Origin of the sequence: Clostridium pascui (assembly GCF_016908015.1) — a bacterium.
Lineage (GTDB): Bacteria > Bacillota > Clostridia > Clostridiales > Clostridiaceae > Clostridium_AK > Clostridium_AK pascui.
Genome location: NZ_JAFBDB010000001.1, coordinates 439,665 through 460,754, shown reverse-complemented (window position 1 = coordinate 460,754; position 21,090 = coordinate 439,665). Strand labels below are relative to the sequence as shown.

The 21,090-nt window shown below is 29.9% G+C and carries 22 protein-coding genes and 1 pseudogene; 4 read left to right on the top strand and 19 right to left on the bottom strand.

Features of this window, described 5'->3' with window-relative positions; translation table 11 throughout:
• The first annotated feature begins 44 nt into the window (after nt 1–44).
• Nucleotides 45–296 (top strand): RNA chaperone Hfq, encoded by a 252-nt coding sequence (gene hfq, locus JOC70_RS02525; protein ID WP_035307762.1) that lies wholly within the window; start codon nt 45–47, stop codon nt 294–296.
• 111 nt (nt 297–407) lie between these two features.
• On the top strand, nt 408–1,688 hold the full coding sequence (locus tag JOC70_RS02520) for a methionine gamma-lyase family protein (RefSeq protein ID WP_204597319.1): 1,281 nt from the start codon (nt 408–410) through the stop codon (nt 1,686–1,688).
• Nucleotides 1,689–1,734: 46 nt separating this feature from the next.
• Here the strand turns inward: JOC70_RS02520 and lexA are convergent, their stop codons facing one another.
• Nucleotides 1,735–2,334, bottom strand: coding sequence for a transcriptional repressor LexA (lexA, locus tag JOC70_RS02515; protein ID WP_204597318.1), 600 nt, complete (start codon nt 2,332–2,334; stop codon nt 1,735–1,737).
• Nucleotides 2,335–2,550: 216 nt separating this feature from the next.
• Here lexA and JOC70_RS02510 point away from each other — a divergent pair, with 216 nt between their 5' ends.
• Nucleotides 2,551–2,928 (top strand): hypothetical protein, encoded by a 378-nt coding sequence (locus JOC70_RS02510; RefSeq protein ID WP_204597317.1) that lies wholly within the window; start codon nt 2,551–2,553, stop codon nt 2,926–2,928.
• A 35-nt stretch (nt 2,929–2,963) separates the two neighbouring features.
• On the opposite strand, the gene JOC70_RS02505 is transcribed toward JOC70_RS02510, so the two are convergent.
• The 8 genes from JOC70_RS02505 to JOC70_RS02470 form a co-directional block, all read right to left on the bottom strand.
• Nucleotides 2,964–3,968, bottom strand: a complete 1,005-nt coding sequence (locus JOC70_RS02505; protein WP_204597316.1) for a tyrosine recombinase XerC — start codon at nt 3,966–3,968, stop codon at nt 2,964–2,966.
• A gap of 148 nt (nt 3,969–4,116) precedes the next feature.
• Nucleotides 4,117–4,635, bottom strand: coding sequence for a hypothetical protein (locus tag JOC70_RS02500; protein ID WP_204597315.1), 519 nt, complete (start codon nt 4,633–4,635; stop codon nt 4,117–4,119).
• A gap of 898 nt (nt 4,636–5,533) precedes the next feature.
• Nucleotides 5,534–6,262, bottom strand: a complete 729-nt coding sequence (locus tag JOC70_RS02495) for a GTP pyrophosphokinase (RefSeq protein WP_204597314.1) — start codon at nt 6,260–6,262, stop codon at nt 5,534–5,536.
• 50 nt (nt 6,263–6,312) lie between these two features.
• On the bottom strand, nt 6,313–7,233 hold the full coding sequence (locus tag JOC70_RS02490; RefSeq protein ID WP_204597313.1) for a hypothetical protein: 921 nt from the start codon (nt 7,231–7,233) through the stop codon (nt 6,313–6,315).
• Between the two features lie 581 nt (nt 7,234–7,814).
• Nucleotides 7,815–8,291 carry a glutathione peroxidase gene (locus JOC70_RS02485; RefSeq protein ID WP_204597312.1) on the bottom strand — a complete coding sequence of 159 codons (477 nt, stop codon included), beginning with the start codon at nt 8,289–8,291 and terminating at the stop codon, nt 7,815–7,817.
• A gap of 98 nt (nt 8,292–8,389) precedes the next feature.
• The gene (locus tag JOC70_RS02480) at nt 8,390–8,824 is read right to left on the bottom strand and encodes a MarR family winged helix-turn-helix transcriptional regulator (RefSeq protein WP_204597814.1); all 435 of its coding nucleotides are present in this window, start codon (nt 8,822–8,824) and stop codon (nt 8,390–8,392) included.
• Nucleotides 8,825–8,945: 121 nt separating this feature from the next.
• Nucleotides 8,946–9,584 (bottom strand): Vat family streptogramin A O-acetyltransferase, encoded by a 639-nt coding sequence (locus JOC70_RS02475; RefSeq protein ID WP_204597311.1) that lies wholly within the window; start codon nt 9,582–9,584, stop codon nt 8,946–8,948.
• 60 nt (nt 9,585–9,644) lie between these two features.
• A complete protein-coding gene (locus JOC70_RS02470; protein ID WP_204597310.1) occupies nt 9,645–10,400 on the bottom strand; it encodes an exodeoxyribonuclease III in 756 nt (251 codons plus the stop codon).
• A 350-nt stretch (nt 10,401–10,750) separates the two neighbouring features.
• Between JOC70_RS02470 and JOC70_RS02465 the strand changes: the two genes are divergently transcribed.
• Nucleotides 10,751–11,680, top strand: a complete 930-nt coding sequence (locus JOC70_RS02465) for a DMT family transporter (protein WP_204597309.1) — start codon at nt 10,751–10,753, stop codon at nt 11,678–11,680.
• Between the two features lie 66 nt (nt 11,681–11,746).
• Here the strand turns inward: JOC70_RS02465 and JOC70_RS02460 are convergent, their stop codons facing one another.
• From JOC70_RS02460 to JOC70_RS02415, 10 genes and pseudogenes are all read right to left on the bottom strand, one after another.
• A complete protein-coding gene (locus tag JOC70_RS02460; RefSeq protein WP_204597308.1) occupies nt 11,747–11,977 on the bottom strand; it encodes a hypothetical protein in 231 nt (76 codons plus the stop codon).
• A gap of 85 nt (nt 11,978–12,062) precedes the next feature.
• Complete coding sequence (locus JOC70_RS02455) at nt 12,063–12,509, bottom strand: MarR family winged helix-turn-helix transcriptional regulator (protein ID WP_204597307.1); 447 nt, start codon at nt 12,507–12,509, stop codon at nt 12,063–12,065.
• 164 nt (nt 12,510–12,673) lie between these two features.
• Nucleotides 12,674–13,651 carry a carbohydrate kinase family protein gene (locus JOC70_RS02450; protein ID WP_204597306.1) on the bottom strand — a complete coding sequence of 326 codons (978 nt, stop codon included), beginning with the start codon at nt 13,649–13,651 and terminating at the stop codon, nt 12,674–12,676.
• Nucleotides 13,652–13,747: 96 nt separating this feature from the next.
• Nucleotides 13,748–14,506, bottom strand: coding sequence for a class I SAM-dependent methyltransferase (locus JOC70_RS02445; RefSeq protein ID WP_204597305.1), 759 nt, complete (start codon nt 14,504–14,506; stop codon nt 13,748–13,750).
• 122 nt (nt 14,507–14,628) lie between these two features.
• Nucleotides 14,629–14,778: pseudogene (locus JOC70_RS02440) on the bottom strand (ornithine carbamoyltransferase); the annotation flags it as partial.
• An 8-nt stretch (nt 14,779–14,786) separates the two neighbouring features.
• Nucleotides 14,787–15,518: an AAA family ATPase gene (locus tag JOC70_RS02435; RefSeq protein ID WP_204597304.1), complete on the bottom strand. Its 732-nt coding sequence runs from the start codon at nt 15,516–15,518 to the stop codon at nt 14,787–14,789.
• 410 nt (nt 15,519–15,928) lie between these two features.
• Complete coding sequence (locus JOC70_RS02430) at nt 15,929–16,483, bottom strand: class I SAM-dependent methyltransferase (RefSeq protein ID WP_204597303.1); 555 nt, start codon at nt 16,481–16,483, stop codon at nt 15,929–15,931.
• Nucleotides 16,484–16,670: 187 nt separating this feature from the next.
• Complete coding sequence (locus JOC70_RS02425) at nt 16,671–18,290, bottom strand: HEAT repeat domain-containing protein (RefSeq protein WP_204597302.1); 1,620 nt, start codon at nt 18,288–18,290, stop codon at nt 16,671–16,673.
• Between the two features lie 378 nt (nt 18,291–18,668).
• On the bottom strand, nt 18,669–20,342 hold the full coding sequence (locus JOC70_RS02420) for a hydrogenase maturation protein (protein WP_204597301.1): 1,674 nt from the start codon (nt 20,340–20,342) through the stop codon (nt 18,669–18,671).
• A 28-nt stretch (nt 20,343–20,370) separates the two neighbouring features.
• Nucleotides 20,371–21,081 (bottom strand): urease accessory protein UreH domain-containing protein, encoded by a 711-nt coding sequence (locus JOC70_RS02415; protein ID WP_204597300.1) that lies wholly within the window; start codon nt 21,079–21,081, stop codon nt 20,371–20,373.
• Between the last annotated feature and the right edge of the window lie 9 nt (nt 21,082–21,090).

Below are 21,090 nucleotides of genomic sequence, written 5' to 3'. Positions count from 1 at the left end.
CATATAGAATAATAATATATAAGCTATAATGGAGGGTGAGTTATATGAATAAAACAGTGAACAATTTGCAAGATATATTTTTAAATGGTGCAAGAAAAAATAAAACTGATGTAACTATACATCTTGTAAATGGATTCAAACTAACTGGTTATGTAAAGGGATTTGATAGCTTTACGGTTATATTAGATTGTTTAGGAAAGCAAATGCTTGTTTATAAACATGCCATTTCAACTATAACTCCAGCAAAAGCAATTTTATTTACACCTAATCCTCAAGATACGCAATTTAATGGCTAAGGAAATAATAGGCAAAATTTTTGCCTATTATTTTTTTATGTGGTAATATATTAAGTTGTATGTATTTTAAAAACTATATTATGAATTGTTAGGTTGGAGGATGTAATTATAATGATTAAATTAACTAAAGATTATCTTAAGAATGTCTATCACATAAAAGATAATGTACTAGATTTATACGAAAAAGCTCTAAAAGATGTAGAAGAAGAGTTTAAAAGGTACGATGAAATAAGAGAATTTAACCAGTTAAAGGTCTTAAATGCGCTTCAAGAAGAAAGAATAAGCGAGTCTCACTTTACTAATTCCACAGGATATGGTTATGGAGATATCGGAAGAGATTCTTTAGATAAAGTATATGCAAGAATATTTAATACAGAAAGCGCACTAGTAAGACCTCATTTTGTAAATGGAACTCATGCTATTGGTGCAGCACTATTTGGGAATTTAAGACCTGGTGATACTATGTTATCAATAGTAGGTTCTCCGTATGATACATTGCATGGGATTATTGGAATTGGAGAGCAAAAGAACATAGGTTCGCTTAAGGAATACGGAGTAAATTATAAGCAAATAGACTTAGATAACAGGAAAGTAAATTTAAAAGAAGTAAAAATAGCATTGCAAGAAGATAACTCTATAAAAATCGTACATATTCAAAGATCTACTGGCTATGGCTGGAGAAATTCATTACTTGTATCTGAAATAAGCGATATTATAAAATTTATTAAAAACATAAGAGAAGATGTTATTTGTTTTGTCGACAATTGTTACGGAGAATTCATAGATACTCTAGAACCTACAGATGTAGGTGCAGATTTAGTAGCAGGGTCTCTTATTAAAAACATAGGTGGAGGAATTGCTCCTACAGGCGGATACATAGCTGGCAAAGAAGAGTATGTAACTCAGGCATCATATAGACTTACAATTCCAGGAATAGGGGGAGAATGCGGTTCTACCTTCGGTGTGATGAGAACTTTATTCCAAGGACTTTTCTTAGCCCCTCATATTGCCATGGAAGCGGTAAAAGGAGCTATATTTTGTTCAAGAATAATGGAGCTTGCTGGCTTTGAGGTACTTCCAAAGTTTAATGAAAAAAGAAGTGATATTATTCAAGCAATCAAGTTTAACGATAAAGAAAAGCTTATAAATTTTTGCAAGGGTATTCAGCTAGGTTCTCCTATAGATTCCTTTGTGCAATGCGAACCATGGGATATGCCAGGATATGAAGATCAAGTTATAATGGCTGCTGGAGCCTTTATACAAGGATCATCTATAGAGCTTTCAGCTGATGCTCCAATTCGAGATCCTTATATAGCATACCTACAAGGTGGTCTTACTTTTGATCATGCAAAAACTGGAATACTCATAGCTCTTAATAAAATATTAAACTAGAAACTTAATATACAAATAAAAAACCAAGCATGATCTTATGCTTGGTTTAATATTTTCTATAAAGTCCTATAAGTTTCCCTATAATGGTACATTCTTTTACTATTATAGGCTCCATAGTCTTATTTTCAGGTTGTAGTCTTATGAAATCACTTTCTTTGAAAAATCTTTTTATAGTAGCCTCATTTTCAATAAGCGCTACTACAATGTCTCCATTTTCAGCTGAATTGGTTTTTTCTATTATAACTAAATCCTCATTCATTATTCCTACATCAATCATGCTTTCTCCATGAACTTTAAGCATAAACAATTCTTTATTGCTTCTTATAAAGTTAACAGGCAAAGCAAAGGTATCTTCTATATTTTCAACTGCTAGTATAGGCATGCCTGCAGTAACTGTACCTATTACAGGAATACTAACTAGCTCTCTTTTAAACGATTCATCCATAACTTCAATAGCACGAGGTTTTGTAGGATCCCTTTTTATAAGACCTTTTTTTTCTAATCTTTGAAGATGGCCGTGAACAGTCGAAGTGGATTTAAGGCCTACTGCATTACAAATTTCTCTTACGGAAGGTGGGTAACCCTTATCTTGTATTTGCTGCTTTATATATTCGTATATTTCCTTTTGCTTATCCTGCCTAGACATAAGAACACCTCTTACATATAATTTTAATAAAATTATATCATACTATAAACAAAATATCAAACTTATGTTCTCGAAACTTGTGTTCTCATATGCTGCAGTTTTTAATAAAATTAGTTTTTTATGAATACTTTCATTGAATATAAAATTATAATTTGTTATAATAGAACATTGTAAATAAAACTTAAATATAAATTTATTAGAAAAAGAGGGGTATATATGGCTAGATATACATATTGTATTTTTGAAGAAACCAAATCTTGTAATGACTGTGGCAAATGTGATATATGCGATTTAAATCCAAATAAGATATGTAATAATTGTGGTAAATGTTTAGAAAAAGATGGATTTGATATGCGTTCTATAACTATAGATGGGATAGCACAAGAAGAGGAAGATATTACAGATTTTGATATGCCGGATTCAACCAAGGACTCTTTTGTAGGCGATGACGAAGACTATATAAATGATTCCGAAAATATAGAGCTTATAGATGATATAGAAGGGCTAAGAGAACTTCTAGAAGACGAAGAAAAGGCTTCTCAATATATATCTGAAGAATACCCAGGTCTTATAAGGCTTAGAAAGAGAAACTAATGGGTTAGGGGAGAGAGGGGAGAGAGGTATGAGGATTATTCCTCATACTCATCACTTAATGGATTTGATTTAACAGCTTCTCTTAATCGTTCATTATCTACATGTGTATATATTTGAGTAGTAGAGATATTCTCATGGCCTAATATTTGTTGGAGACTCCTTATATCCACATTACCATGTTTATACATAAGCGTAGCAGCTGTATGCCTCAATTTGTGAGGAGTATATTTATCCATGTCCAAACCAGCTTTACCTATATATTTTTTTACCATTACCTCTATAGATCGTTTGCTTATTCCTTTTTTATCTTTGTTTAAAAACAATACATCTCTATGTTCGGGCGGAATCTTATCTAGGTACTCATTTCTAACCTTTAAATAATTATCAATGGCTTTTATACAGGCTTTATTTAAATAAACCGTTCTTTCCTTATTTCCTTTACCTATGATAGTTAATATATCACCTTTTATTTTAGAAATATTTATACTACAAAGTTCCGATATTCTTAATCCACAATTTAAAAATAATGTAATTACACAATAATCTCTTGCTTGATTAGGGCCATCTATAACACTTAATAGTTTTTTGCTTTCTTCTAATGTCAAATATGCTGGATTTCTCTTATCTATTTTAGGCTTTTCTAATTCTAAAGCTAAATTTTCATCTAAAATTTTAGCTTTAACATGTAAATATTTGAAAAACGATCTTAATGTAGCTACTTTTCTAGCTCTGGCATAAGCGCTATTATCTCTGTATTTTTCTAAAAAAGACATGAATGCATATAAATCAGTCAACTTTATTTTTCTTAAAAAATCATTATCAATATCATTTATGGATATTTCTTCAAATTCCATAGTATCATCTTTATGTATTCCTTTATACAATTTCAAAAATCTAAAAAACATAGTTAAGTCGACTTTATATCCTTTTATAGTATTAGAGGATTTTCCTTTTATAGTTTCTAGATAATTTAAAAAATCTACCATACATTCTGGCAAGGTATTGCCATTTTCTCTTATTGCTCCAAAATCTAATCTCATATTTATTTTATACTCCTTTTACACTACGTATTATACTATATATTATTTTTAGTACATTATGTTATATTAATTATTCTTAGCATACTAGAGCGCACTAATAATTTTCAGTATACTAAAGGCAAAAATACATATAATACCCCTCATATAGTTAATCCGTTATAACTTTCATCAAATTTTCGATCTTTCTCTCCAATTCTTCGGAATAGTTTAATTCAATATCATCATCTTTATCTATTACTTTATAATCATTGAGCACTTGAATTAATAAATCATCAATTTTACTTCTAACACATTCCTTGGACAACAAAAGAGGTGATTCTCTAGATAAAAGTTTATTTTTAGGTGCTTTATTAACAGTTTTTTTACTTCTTCCTTTTGGAGATTGATTGATCCCAAGTTCTTTTAACCACACTTGTATAGTTCTTATACTTACATCGTATATTTTAGATACATCTGTAGTGCTCATATTTTTCTTAATCATAAGTATGTATAAGTCCTTTATGATGTATTTATAACCTCTGTCGATATTTAAAGCTTCGTAATGACTATAAATCTTTTCGAGTTCATGATTATCTTTAGAATCAAGTATAGCAGAGGAGAGTGTATTTTTAATTTCATCAGTATATTTAAAGTTCTTATACTTGTATGTTATAGTTCGACCACGCATAATTATAAGACCTCCTAAAATCGATATAAACATTGATACCACTAGATTATATTAATTCGCGTTAAAATTATAACGCAGTTTAATAAATATACATTTAGCGAATATGTATATTCTGCAAAAGAGGGGGCAAATCCTTGTTTTTTGACTTATTTTCTAATCCTCATTTATACAAAATTTTAAGTAAATATTTAGACCTAATAATACAAATTTACATTAAAAAAATTTTAAAATTTATTTTTTTATCAAAATTCATGTATATATATGTGGAATTATTGGCATAATATATAATAATAACTGAATAAATTTTTATTTAAATCCCCCTTCTCTTTTCAATTTCCATATCAATTGATATAGATTATCATTTAGAAGGGTATTAATCTGTATACAGATTATAAAGTGGCTAGTTTCTACTAACCATTTTCCAAGAAATTAGCGAATTAGATAGAGTCTAAATTACTAACCATATATAATATATTGATGGCGTTCATATATTATTGATTACATATAAAACTAATTCGTTTTACAGCTGAAGAACATATGTTCTCTGACCTGGTAAATCTAACACATTTATATAATAGTTTCTTTATTACTATTACTGTTTACTACCGTATTTTGATTTCAATGTTATAAAATTTCTTATATATCGTGTATATCATGCATTTTAAAGGCTTATATGCCAATTCATTACTTCTCTGCATTGCTTGAAAACATTAAAAATAGAGTAATTTTTTTGAATTCTTCATATAATTCTCTTCTTTTGAATTATAATGCCATTTTTGCGTGCCACGAACATATGTTCATTTTATATAAAATACCTGTTCTCTATATGTTATCAATACTATACTTTAAACTGAATTTAATCACCTATATCGAGCATTATTACTTACTTTATTCTTTATTAAAGACGCAAAAAGTCATTTGGAAGATAGAAACTTTGGTTATTAACAAATATCTCTTGGATCTCATGATCTGAACTGCCAGATTCCTTAAACTCATTTATCTCTTCGTTTATTCTCTCCATTTTTTTATCTAATTGAGAAACAGTATCTGCAGCTTCCTTAAGTCCTTCTATTAATTTTTGTGGAACATCTTTATTGTATTTATAATAAATTTTGTGCTCTAAACTAGCCCAAAAATCCATCCCAATGGTTCGAATTTGAACTTCCACACAAACATCCTCAGTTCTATCAGACATAAAAACAGGTACTTGTAAAATTAAATGTAAACTTTGATATCCATTAGGCTTTGGAATTTTTATGTAATCTTTACATTCAATTGTTTTTATATCCTTTTGGTTTTGCAGCATATCACTAATCTTATAAATATCAGAGGAAAACGAACATACTATACGAATTCCAGCAATATCTTTGATATTTTCTTTTATGGAAGGTAATGATAACTCATATCCTTTTCTATAGATTTTTTTCAAAATACTTTCTGGACTCTTTATTCTAGATTTCACATGTTCAATAGGGTTATAATCATGAATGTATTGAAATTCTTGCTTTAAAATATCAATTTTGGTATTTAATTCATCTAAACCAAATTTATAATACATTAAAAACCTAGTAAATTCCGCTTTAGATGCCTTTAATTGCTTTAAACCTGCCGTGGTATTTACTCCCATTTTGCACTTGCTCCCTTTCTTAATTAATACCTATACATCAGCTCACAAATTTATTTCGAGCGTATAAGTAACTCATTATATTTATTTTTCATTTCCGCTAATTCTACTTTAGCTTCAGCCAGGGAAAGCTTTCTTTCCGCTTCCATTTTTGTTATAATTCCATCTCTAACTTCTTCTATTTCCTTTGTTTTAGCATCATCATAGGACTTAATTTTATCATTTAATTGAGAAATAATAGATTGATACCTTTCCTCAATAGCAGAAATCTCAGCTTTTTTTAATACCTCTATATTATTTATAGTGGATTGAAAATTCACATTTACAACTTCAAGAGATTTGGTTTTGGTTTCATTACTAGATAATTGTTCTAATAGCTTTTTATTCTCCAATTGCAGTTTAGTATTCTCTTTTTCGAAAGCACTATTTTGTCTTTCTAATTCTTTAGTTTTTCTATATTGCTCCTTTACCAAGTCTTCATACTCTTTAATTTCAATGTTTTTCTTCTCGATTAGACCATTTAATTCAGCTATTTTAGAATCCAATCCATTTTTAACATCATTAAAAATTTGGTTAGTACGCTCCAATTCTAAGTTTCTTTTTCTAACCTCTTCAATTTTCTTTGAAAGCGTATCCAGTTCAAGATTTAAGTTTTTTTCTGTTTGCTCTGAATTCGATTTAAATGTCATAACTGTATTTTGCGCTTTTTCAGTAATGCTTTTAATATGAGCTAGCACATTATTTAAATCAGAAGATATTAAACTTAACTCACTTTCATAACTTATAGCTTCTTCTTTCTTTTTCTTCTCCTCGCCATTGATAAAATTCCAAAACATATATTCAAACATCTCTGTTTGGCTTAATTTTTTATCAGCAGCCATCTTTTTAAATTCACTTTCTACATAATCATCAGGTCTAATTGCTCCAAGCCCAGCTTTTTGCTTCTTTGGTTCATTATATTGTTCTTTTATCATATATACTTCACTCCTATTATATCATTATTTATATTATATCAGCGAATTTCACGATAGTATATGGTTTTTCTTATTAGCAATCTAAAATCATATAGAATACTACTATGAACTATAGATTTCAAAGTTTATTAACTATATAAAATAGTATACTAATTATTTAGAGAGCGATATTTAAGAGACCTTTAAAGAGTTGTAAGTCTCGATAGGTTAAAATAAATTATTAGACCATTTATGAAAACGTAAACAATTTATAAATTATAAAAACTTACACAAATGAAGAAATGACTCTTAGGAATTATTAAGAAATTAAAGCAATGTAACGTATAACAATATTGGGTGTATTTATTATAAATTTGCGACAGATAAAGTTTCTTCTTTTATTACAGAATAAGACCAGCAAATTAATTTGCTGGTCTTCAAGTCGATTATATATTATACATATATAATTTGTATAAAAGTAATATTAATATATTTTATTTTATATTTAATATTTAAACTAGCTATTTTAATAATCTTATGATTAATCTTTCTTGTGTGTCTTTTTCTATGGTAAAGATTTTGGTCATATTGTGTCCACAACTTTATTTTAACAATTTTTCTATACCACTTTTAAGTTTTAATGGGGATGTTGTAGGAGCATATCTTTTTATTATTTTTCCATTGGAGTCTATTAAAAACTTTGTGAAATTCCATTTTATTTCCTTACTGAATACTCCTTTTGATTCGTTCTTTAAATATTGATATAATGGGTGAGCATTTTCTCCATTCACATCTATCTTTTCAAACATTTTAAATGTAACTCCATAATTCAATTGACAAAACTCATGTATCTCTTCATTGCTACCTGAATCTTGATTTGCAAATTGGTTACAAGGGAATCCTAGTATCTCAAGACCACTATCTTTATATTCTTGGTACAGTTCCTCTAAACCTTTAAACTGAGGAGTTAATCCACATTTACTTGCTGTGTTAACAATTAAAACCACCTTTCCCTTGTAATTGTTCATGTTTACTTCCTTACCATCTATACCTTTTGCTGAAAAATCATAAAAACTCATGCCTTAGTTCTCCTCTCAAACTTAAATAGTTTACAAAAATTTAATTTTATCAAATCAATACTTTTAAAAATATGGTTGAACTCCGTGAGGAATTCAACTTATTCTTTTGATGTATCAAGTAACTCATCTAAGTACTTTTTTAACATAATAAGCGTTTCTTCATTGCTTTTAAATTTACAAAATATTTTATCTGGCACTTCAAGTATATCTTCTTTCAGAACTCTTCCTTCTTCTGTTAATTCGATTATTACAACTCTATCATCTTCCTTACTTCTATATTTAATAATCAATCCCATAGACTCTAATTTCTTTATTACAGGAGTAAGGGTTCCTGAATCTAAGTGCAACCTTTTACCTAATTCTTTAAAGATAATCTTTTCTTCTTCCCATATAACTAGCATAGTTATATACTGTGTATATGTTAGATTGTATTTATCAAGTATTGGCTTATATAGCTTTATGATTTCTCTTGATAAAGCATATAGCGGAAAACATATTTGATTTTCTAGTTTAATTTTATCATACTTATCCATCTTATCCACTTTATTTACCCCATAACATTATTTATATCAATTTAATTTAATACAATCAAACTTTAATTTAATTATATTGTATACTTTTTATATTGTCAACATTAACATGCTTCCAGTATCCTTATTTAATACACTTGATCCTATCTAAATCAGAGCTGCAAAGTATTTCAAGATTAAAAAATATTTTTTCAGCTGACCAATCCCACCATTTTAAATCTAATAAATATTGAATTAAATCATCATCAAACCGTTTTTTAATAATTTTAATAGGATTCCCACCAGCAATATGATATGGCGGAACATCTTTTGTAACTACTGAGTTTGCCGCAATAATTGCACCATCACCTATGTGAATCCCTGGCATAACAGTGACGTTTTGACCAATCCAAACATCATTACCAACAACAGTATCTCCCTTAAACGGTAAATCCTTAAGGGACGGCATTGCCTTTCTCCAACCGCTTCCCATGATATTAAAGGAATAGGTTGTCACAGAGTTCATTCGATGGTTTGCACCATTCATAATAAATTCTATCCCCTTTGCAATTGCACAAAACTTGCCGATAATAAGCTTATCACCAATAAAATCATAGTGATGTGTAACATGCTTTTCAAAATGCTCAGCACCATTGATATCATCGTAGTAAGTATAGTCCCCAACTTTAATATTGGGGTTTTTTATAATATTCTTGATATAGCAAATTTGCTTTATATTTTCATTTGGATAAATGCTATCTGGATTTGGTCCGATTTTATCCATAAATTACACCTCATTAGTTCACATAATTATATTATCTTTTATTTTTTAATATATATTCTTTTAAAATTCTATTTCACACTCCACTGGGCAATGATCAGATCCCATTATATTGCTATGTATTGATGCAGAAACAAGTTTTCCATCTAGTCTTTTAGAAGTACAGAAATAATCAATACGCCATCCAGCATTCTTTTCTCTAGCTTTAAATCTATAAGACCACCAAGAATAAGCTCCTTCCTTATCTGGATAAAAATATCTAAATGTATCTGTAAAACCCGCTTCTAAAAATCTACTAAACTTTGATCTTTCTTCATCTGTAAAACCAGCATTATTGCGATTTGTTTTTGGATTCTTCAAATCTATTTCTTTATGTGCAACATTCAAATCCCCACACACTATAACAGGCTTATTCTTATCTAAGGCTAATAAATACTCTCTAAAATCATCTTCCCATTTCATACGATATTCTAGCCTTGCTAATTCACTTTGAGAATTAGGTGTATACACTGTAACAATATAGAACTTATCATACTCTAGTGTAATTACGCGCCCTTCCTTGTCATGTTCTTCAATTCCTATTCCATAGGATGCAGATAATGGAGTATGTTTCGTAAAAATTGCTGTGCCCGAGTATCCCTTTTTCTCAGCATAATTCCAATACTGTTCATATCCATCAAATGAAAGCTGTATCTGACCTTCTTGTAATTTACTTTCCTGAATACAAAAGAAATCCGCATCTGCCTTCTTAAAAAAATCTTCAAATCCCTTTTGTACGCAAGCACGTAACCCATTTACATTCCATGAAATAAATTTCATATTCTTATCCTCCAATTTCTTAATATCTATTTTACTACTATAATACAGAATTCTTATATAAATTCAAATGACTCCGATGCTAATTTTATGAATAACGAATGTATGTTCTTTTATCCTAAAATGGCCATTTTTATAAATTGTATCAAATAGATTATATCATTTAACACAGTAAAATCAAATGAAGTGTATTAATTGGGAATAACCTCACTTTTTCCCTAGTAAATTATAGCCATACTAGACATAGACTATAAAATTCATTAAAATAGTAAGTAAATTAGCAAAAATTAGTTATTAGCGCTCTAATGCTATGTCTATTATCCTACTAGAAGCAACAAAAGGAGATGATTCAGATGAATAATAAAAGATTACGTGCTAATATGCTCTTATTACTTACCGCCGCTATATGGGGGTTTGCGTTTGTTGCACAACGAGTAGGTTCTCAATACTTAGGAGCTTTTACCTTTAATGGAATAAGATTTGCCCTGGGAAGTACTTCTCTCCTACCCTTGATTGTATATTTCGATAAGAAAAATAAAAATGACAGTAGCGATAAAAATAATATTGAAGTAAGTACAAAGAAAATAATTGTACCTGGGGTATTGATTGGTGTGATTCTTTACGCAGGTTCAACTCTCCAACAAGCCGGCCTTGCCTATACAACTGCTGGAAAAGCAAGCTTTATTACAGGGCTTTACATGGTTGTAGTGCCTATAATTGGAGCATTTTTAGGGCATAAAATTGAAAAAAATTCATGGATGGGAGTAGCACTTGCAGTTATGGGGCTCTACCTACTAAGTGTGAATGAGAACTTCATTATAAGTTACGGAGATTTGCTTGAGGTAATAGGGTCCGTATTTTGGGCCATTCATATTTTGACAATAGATTATTTTTCTAATAAGGTAGATTCTTTGAAACTATCATGTATTCAATGTGCAACATGCTCATTTTTAAGCCTTGCATCAGCCTTAATATTCGAGCAAATTACCATGAGCGGCATATCAAATGCTTTAATTCCAATACTTTATGGTGGCTTTTTATCTGTTGGTGTAGCATACACCCTCCAAGTGATAGCTCAAAAGAATGCTAAGCCATCTCATGCAGCCATCATCCTAAGTATTGAATCAGTATTTGGTGCTATAGGAGGCGCACTGGTACTCGGAGAAATTATGAGTGCAAGGGGATATATAGGTTGTATTTTTATACTTGTGGGAATACTTATATCACAGATTAAACTTTCTCCAAAGCAAATCATATCCCAAGGAATCATAAAAGATGAATAGTAAAAATAGTAAAGGGCAAATGCTCCTATAGGCATTTATCCCTTTACTATAAAAATTCAAGAATATCTATATATCGCTGATAGAAATTACTTTTTCATCATAATATTTAAAATCATCTTTGGGAATTAAACTTTCCCCATCAGCTACGGAATATGTAGTATTGTTTTTGATATTCTTTACAACATAATCAGCAAATCCAATGTTACACTTTCTATAATTGCATTTTTCTAATCCTTTATGGTGACATTCATTACAAATTTCTTTAAAGTTGTCTTCTAAATTATTCAAATAATCCATTTCAATACCCCTTTTCTATATATTATACTACTAATTGAAATATTACTAATTAGTAATACATATTTAAAACATCAGGTGTACATATTTATACACCTGATAATTTTTTTAATAAACTTATTAAATTTTTCTTTTCCTCTGACGTTAATATATTAAAGATTTCGTTTATATTTTCCAAATGTTTAGGGAAAATTTCACTTATGAGGTTTCTTCCTTCCTCAGTAATACTTATCAAATTAACTCGCCTATCTTTTGGGTCACTGCATCTTTTGACTAGATTTTCTTTAACTAAATTATCTATAACAACAGTCATATTCCCACCAGTAGAAAGGATTTTATCTATTATTTCACAGACTCTTAAATCTCCCTTATGATATAATATCTCAAGGACTGCAAACTGAGTAACTGTTAAACCTCCTTCTTTAATAGTTTTATATTCTCTTTTGTGAACACTTTGAGCACATCTACTTAATGCTATTAATGCTTTTAAATTTAAATCTTCCAATTCACCATAAGTATTTTTTTCTTTATTCATATTTATAATATATTACTAATTAGTAATATCGTCAAGCTTTTTTTTGTTATATGATAACTAAAAAGCCATATTAATACCCCCTAATTTCTAGGGGGCGTTTTTATAAAAAGTATCTATGAAGTGTCTGCAGCTTTTATTAAATATTGTTTTTAATGGGCTTATATTTAATTATGACATGACTTCCTACTATTTATGAAATCTTCTACAGTTCTCAAGGAAGGAAGAGCACTTATAGCGCCTTTATTCATAGTAGTTAACGCTGCAACTGCATTGGAAAATTCGAGAATATTTTTTATATCTTTGCATGATATATTATTTATGTCTATGTCTTTACTTAAAATCTTAAATAAAAAAGCTCCGATAAAGGAATCTCCAGCTCCAGTGGTATCTACAGCTTTAACCTTAAATCCCTCTGCACTCACTTCACAACCACTAAAGTAAGCTGAGGCCCCGCTGCTTCCTCTTGTAATAAGCAGAACTTTAATACCAAATGATAGTAACCATTGGATTGCTTTTTCTTCATCATTAATTCCTGTAATGAATTCCAGCTCATCCTCACTTACTTTTAATACATCTGCATATTTTATGAATTCCCGAATTATACTTTTATACTCCGCATGGTTCTTCCATAAGGGAAGTCTTATATTTGGGTCAAAGGATATTAGCCCTCCAGCTTTTTTAACCGCTTCAATAGCAGCTATATGAGCTTTTCTAACTGGTGCATCTATAAGACTTACAGAACAAAAGTGAAGAATGTCTCCTTCTTTAAACCAGTTCCTGCATATTTCATTTTCTTCTAAAAGCATATCAGCACTTGGATTCCTATAAAAAGAAAAATCTCTTTCACCATCCTCCTTTAAGGATACAAATGCAAGAGCGGTATTAGCTTTATTAGTTCTAAATATGTATTCTGTGCCTACCCCTACATTCTTTAAAGTTTCAATAAGAAAATCTCCAAAGGCATCTTTCCCTAATTTGCTTATAAAATAGCTTCTACCACCTAATATTGATACAGCAGCGGCTACATTAGCTGGAGCACCCCCTGGAGCCTTTTGAAAGGAATTAACACCTTTTAATTCAACGCCGCTTTGTTCTGAAATGAAATCAATCAGCGCTTCACCGATTGTAAATATCTTTGCCATTATTTAACCTCCAATCTCAAGATATTTTTTCTCTATCCTTATTACTGTCTCCACGTGTATCAGGCTGTCTAACAAAGCATTATTTTCTAATATTTATCATTTCATTTTACAGTAACTAATGCAAGTATCATATTCCAAAATTACTTCCCCGTTTTTATTATATTTATCAAATAAATTTTTCAATTCTGATATCATGGGTATAAATCTTGGATCATTTTCATTGGGAATGTAAGAATATGAAACTAAATTCCCTTTTAATTTATCAAAATCAACTATTTGAGGATTATATAAAACTTTTTCATAAACAGTTTTAGAACCAAAAAAATTAGTTATTAATTCGTCACTAGATTCATTTACATACTTTTCTCCATATTTTCTTATAAGTTCTAAATATTTGCCCATAAAGCTATTTGAACATTTTCTTATATTATACAATAATACAACTGAACCATTAGATTTAAGTATTCTTAGAAACTCATTTTTTGTTGGTATAGGATCAAACCAATGAAAAGATTGCGCGGCTATAATAATGTCAATAGACTCTGATTCTAAATTAGTACTCTCAGAAGAACCATCAATACAATGAAAATTGTTATAAGACTTAAATGATTTTTCTGCTAGCTGTCTCATATCTTTGTTTGGCTCCACAGCATAGACACTATTTCCATTATCTAAAAACATCTTAGTTGAAATACCTGTTCCTGAACCTATATCAGCAATTATTGAACTTTTATCAAGTCCAATTGCTTCATTTAAAAAATTAATTATCTCATGGGCGTAACTCGCTCTATACTTAGCATAGTTTTCAGCACAACTGCTAAACCTACTTTTGGAGTTGAATTCTTTTAAATCCATATAAAAAAGCCTCCATAATATATAATTTTTAGCCTCTTTCAAAATTCTACTGCATTTATTCTGTTAATATACTTAACTTCCTATATACCATTTATCCTTCATATGTTATGATGTTTTCTTATTTATCTACTCATTAACTTAACCATTACAGCCTTTTGAACATGTAATCTATTTTCAGCCTCTTGAAAAATTTCCTCTTGGTGTTCATCTAATATTTCAGTTGTAATTTCTTCTTCTCTACAAGCAGGTAAACAATGAAGTACAATAATCTCTAATCTATCTATTCCCCTATAAGTATATCCAAAATTTTTTTAGGATTTCCAATAAAAGATTTCATAATTTTATAATGCTCTGTATCCTGATAGTGCACTACTTTAAAGTCATCATTTAATTCATAAAGTATTGAATCTGGATAAGCCATTACTATTGGAGAATGAGTAGCAATTATAAACTGGGAATTATCTTGGACTAAATCATGAATCCTTGAAATCAAAGACATTTGTCTATATGGTGATAAGGCCGCTTCTGGTTCGTCTAAGATATATAACCCATTTCCTTTAAATCTATTCATAATAACAGATAAAAAGGATTCACCGTGAGATTGTGAATGCAGCGAAATTCCTCCATATGAACCTATTGCATCTATTTCATCAATATTTGTAGCTACATTATAAAAACTTTCCGCTCTTAAGAAGAAACCATCCTCAGGTTTTCTTATTCCTTTAACTAATTTTAAGTTTTCCCATAACTCTGAATGAGTGTCATTTGTTGAAAAGTTAAAGTTCTTACTTCCACCTTCTGGATTAAAACCATATGCTATTGCAATTGCTTCAAGTATGGTTGATTTACCAGTACCATTTTCGCCTACAATATATGTTACTTTAGGATGAAACTCCAAAGTTGATAGATTTTTTACCGCTGATAAGCAATATGGATATCTAGAGAAAGAATCTACTTTTTCTCTACACAATTCAATTTTTCTCAAATACTGATTAAAGTTTTCACGATTCATTATTTACACCTCTAGCAGCTCATTATTAATTCAAATTTTAATTACGGTTTTTATACAGGTTGTTAATTGTTACAATTCAAGCCCTATATTATAAATTATACCATAGCAAAATATAAAAACAGTTAAATGCGGTCATATTTTACAAATAATTGAAACCTAAAATAGAAGCCACTTTTATGGTTGCTCCTATTTTTATTAAATAAGATATATTTAGGTTTTATTAATTAAGGCAATCTGATCTATATCTTCAAAGACCTCGTTTTTTTAACTTTTTACTTCGCTAGTAAAAAAAAGCCTATACCATTATAGGTAAGGGCTTTGATTGTATAATATAAATAGTAATACTAATATGGTATTTAAGATACTTAAACCAATATTTGCTTATAGAAAGCTGCTACTGATATGCACAATTAGGATTCAAATACAGCGCAGTAAAAATTATCTCCTAGTGAAAATTTTTCTATAGTTTTTAGTTGGTTACCATTACAAATTTCTTCAACGTACTCTTCTGACAACCTATGATCGATTGGTGGTCCCATCGGTGTTTTTTTCTTATAAAACTCAATTATCATAAGTCTTCCTTTTTCTTTTAAAACTCGCTTTATCTCATTTAACATACATTCTTTATCTTCTATTTCATGTAATACAGTTACCATTATAGCCATATCACAGCTGTTATTATCTAATGGCAGTACATTGGAGTCAACCTTCTTAACTATAAGATTTTTAGTATTTTGCTCAGCGATTCTATTTCTTAATAATTCAATCATACTATCTGATATTTCAAGAGCATAAATATCATTACTACTAATTTTCACAGCTGGAAAAGAAAATATGCCAGTACCAGCACCAATATCACATAATATCATATTCTCTTTAAATCCTGATTTTATTAATGTATTTTTGGGATTAAGTTCTGCGATCCTTAATGGATTTTCGAATTTATCAATTCTGCTGACATTCATTTAACTCATCTCCTCTATGTATGCTTATTTAACAAAATCATATTTTCCTATCAATATACCCTTACAGGGTATGTAATAATATTATATTAATATATATTACTTGTCAAACAGCATATGGAAAAAAGAGTGAAATTTCTCCCACTCTTAATAAAAATGCCCTATCATTGTACTTTATAAGCTCATCTGCTTACCTCACTCTTATCACAAATACGTTTGGAGTCAATCCACCGCTTTCAATCTTTATGGTATCAATAATCTTAAGCTTCTTGTTAGCTATCAAATTTTCCTTAAGTAAATTCTTTTCTACTGTATAAAGGAATACCATTCCCCCCGGTCTTACAAGACTAGGAATTCTATTTACAAATTCACCATATAATTTTTTATTAAAGCCACTAACTCCTGACTTACTTTCAAAAGGCATATTCGATATCATCTCATCAAATAACTCTCCTGAGGAGAATTCCAATATATCTTCAGCTATTAATTTTATTTTCACATTAGCTAAGCTAGAATTTACCTCTGCATATGTAATACCTGTTTTAAATATATCTACTCCTGTTAGGTTCTGATAATCTTTTAATTTAGATCTTTCAATTAGCATAGTTCCTACACCACAAAATGGATCTATAACTTTAACATTAGGCTTTAGCCACTTTTCTATGGATTTCATTACAATAGCGGCGGTTGCAGGATTTATAGATGTAGGCAAAGCTTTTTCCCTATAGTCAAATCTATTATCCTTTAAAGTATATAGCTTTATAAATACGCTGCACAAATTATTTTTTTGAACTACTCTAATTTCAAATTCATAAGAAGAGGGACTGTTTTTTAACTTTCCTCCTGACATTTCATCTAATTCCCTAGATAAGTTTTTTATAAACTCAGCTCTTTTACTGTTATCATCCACTGTTTTAAACTCAACTCTATACCAAAATGGAGCCTTGCTATCTCCTCCATGACATTGATTTAAAAATTCCACAATATCTTCATTCATAATTGCAGTCGCTATTGCTTTATAATTAAGTTCTAAATTAGCGCAGGACTCTAAAGGAAAAAGAATTTCATAAAAGGTTCTACACTTATAGATCTTTTCGAAGTCCTTTTCCTTAATATATACCCCTTCAGTTACAAGATGGCCTTTAATTGATTTTTCATTAAGGTCAGTTAAAGTAGTTTGAAAATGATTATTCATAGTTGTTAGTATCATAGGCACAGGATTTTTAAATCCTATAAACTTATGTGGTGCAGGAGGAGATAGTTTAGATATAGCCCTTGTAAGTGCACGTTTTTCTTCATTAATATGTTTCTCATCTTTTTGCTTACTGTTTTTGTCATCAGAAGCCTTTTCTTTTATTATTAAATCTTCAAGTATTTTCGTAAGTCTTTCCGCATCCAAAGCTTCGCCACAGTTTCCTATTGCAAGTATATATGAGGATCTTACAAATAGCTGTTCCTCAGAAGCGTAGGCATCATATAAAGACTCTAAATATTCCGAATCACCTATTTCCCCAATAATACCACATGCGTTCTTTCTAACCTTTGGGTCTGAATGCTTTAAAAAATTAGCAAGTTTTTGCCTAGAACTACCTACAGCTCTTTTAAATATACCTCTAGGTTTTTCTTTTTTTATCATATCCCTTATAACAGAAAGTATTGCTCTTGGATTCTCCTGGTTTAAAGCTTCTCTCCATAATAGTGGCATTGCATTATTATAATCCTTTGAAAGTTTATCTATTATTTCAGCTCTCTGTTTATCATCAGAAGTTTTTAAAGCTTCTATTAAATTCGTATAATTTATATCTTTCATTTGGTTCACCTCTTATGCTTTAATTTAACAGCTTTCATTATACCCTATATTTAGAAATGCTTGCAACGGTACCTTTAATTTCCTAACAATATAAATATTTTTATTGGATTTATTTACTAGATAGATATTACTGATATCAAGTGATTCTTAGGTTCAGGTGGAGTTTGCTTATAAGAATATCTTTTCTCAATCTTAACCTTAGAAGAACTTATCCAGGGGCGTATCAGTCGTTATCTCCCACCTAAGGGGATGGGAGTATTACGGATGGTTGCCATCGGATAAATTATACTGATACAGTTTTAGTTTTAAATGAAATTAAAAAAGAAGATAAGTAATAAAAGAAATGAAACAATATAAAAATGTAATAAGATAGCCACTTTAAATTATATTTTTAGGCAATTCTTCTACACAGGATAATTTATAAACAAATCTTTTTCGAGCTGTATGGTAAATCTCATTATGGCTGTAAAAATTATCCCACATTTTTCCTAATTCCTCTTTACGATAGGCTTCTAGAGGCTTTATATTCTCATCCTCTTTTCTTTTATATCGTTTTTGTTCTAACATATTTTTACAAAGCGAACTTATAGCTAGTTCTTCAGCCATTTTTACTAGTTCATTTTTAAAATTTACTTCATCAAAGGTACTGTCTATTAGTCCTATATTCTTAGCACTTTTAGTACTCAAGGTAATGCAGTTCTCCGTAATTTCAATAGCTTTTTCAATTCCTATACGTTTTGGAAGAAGATATGTCCAGTATTCTGAGCCATATAATCCCATCTTCTTATAGTGAGGATTTAATACAATTCTATTTAGTGCAACTACTTTATCTGCAGCCAGAGCAAGCATAACTCCTCCTGCTGCAGCATTGCCTCTCATGGCTGAAATCACTATATGAGTATTAGTTAATATTATTTCCTTTATAAGATCATCAATTGCATTAATATTACTCCAGGATTCATCGGCTGGATTATCACTTGATTCAATTACGTTAAGATGAATACCATTTGACCAAAAGTCAGCACCACCCATCAACACTATCACTTTAGTATCACGTTTTTTTGCTTCTATGTATGCCTCTTTTAATCTTGTACATTGGTCTGTGCTCATAGCACCATTATAAAATTCAAAATATAGATATCCAACATTATTTTGCTCTTCATACCATATTTCTTTAAATGTACGTTCCTTTGTATTATTTTCATATGGCAGTTCTGGAACATCTTTTAGATGTTTATTTAAGATTTGAGTAGCAGGAAGCTTATAATATATATACTTTCCTTGATTTTTCATTTTAATATGAGTAATCCAAACTGCACCATCACCAGTTACACGACAAATGGCACCATTTCTTTTAGCTATAATTTCACCAGGTTTTCCTTTGAAATTATCTTCTTCATGAACACCATATAGATAGTATTCTTCTCCATAAATTGTATCTAAAAGACCAGGTTGACTATCAGCAGATCGGATTTTTTTTGCAATTGTGGCAGTGGATTCTGTCCAATCAATAGAACGATACCCTTGCTTCATGGGTTTATGTTCTCTACCTTTAACATCATTATGATTATAGTCAAGCTTTTCCGGTATAAATTTTTTACTTTGAAATTTTTCAATTGCTTCTAATAGACATTTTATAGCAGCATCTGATACTTCATGACGATATAAATTGCTCTTACTTACAGCTTTCATTGTAAAGTTTTGAGATGCCCAAATGTCACCTGCATCCAAATTTTCATTTGCTTGTAATAGAATTACTCCCCATTTTTCTTCCTCATTAAGAATTGCCCAATCAAGAGACGACGGACCTCTATCACCTTTGATTCCAGGATGGATGATAATACACGTATGTTTACTCCAAATTGATTCTGGAATATACTTTTTTAAAAATGGTGCAATAATCAGGTCAGGTTTATAAACTTTAACAGCCTCCTCCATTACATTGTTACTGCTGGCAATTTGAACATAGACATCATGACCAAGATCTCTTAACTCTACAAAAGCTCTTTGACTTAGACTGTTATGAGCTGTTGATAAAAATAAAATACGCATAGAGCTAATTACCTCCAAAAATTCGTTTTTAATTAAATAAAATACTAAATAATCCTTGATTAATTCCTAAATCGTACATATAGTAGACTCCATACATGCTGCTAATTATACCAGCGGCTCTGCTCAAGTTAACATTCATCCTTTTATTTTCATTACTTAGAGCAAAGGGTATTCCAATTAATATAGTACATAATAACATACCGCTAATTGTACCTAATCCAAAAATAATTATATATATACCTGCCTGCCATGAATGTTTTACTGATGTCATAGTCAACAAAATCATAGCTGCACTTCCAGATAAACCATGCACTAAACCTATAAATATTGATTTAAAGTACGGTATTTTACTATTATCATGTTGATGATTTATGTTTTCCTCATGAAAATGTTCATGTAAGATATCATTATGCGTATGCTTATGAGAATGAATATGATTTTTTTCTGCAAACACATAACTTTTAATACCTAGATAAACAAGCATCACACCAACAGCAAATTCTAAAAATAAAGCTATTTCGCCGGGTATTTCATTTTTCATAAATATAAAAACCATACCTACTATGAATAAAGTTATAGTATGCCCGATGCCCCAAAATACTCCTATAATAGATGATGACAACAATTTTTTAGTATCGCTAACCATAGTTGATACAGCAATAACATGATCAGGTTCCATAGCATGTTTTATTCCGAGAATAAAACCTATAACTAAAATAGATAACAAATTTATTTCCATATCTTTTTC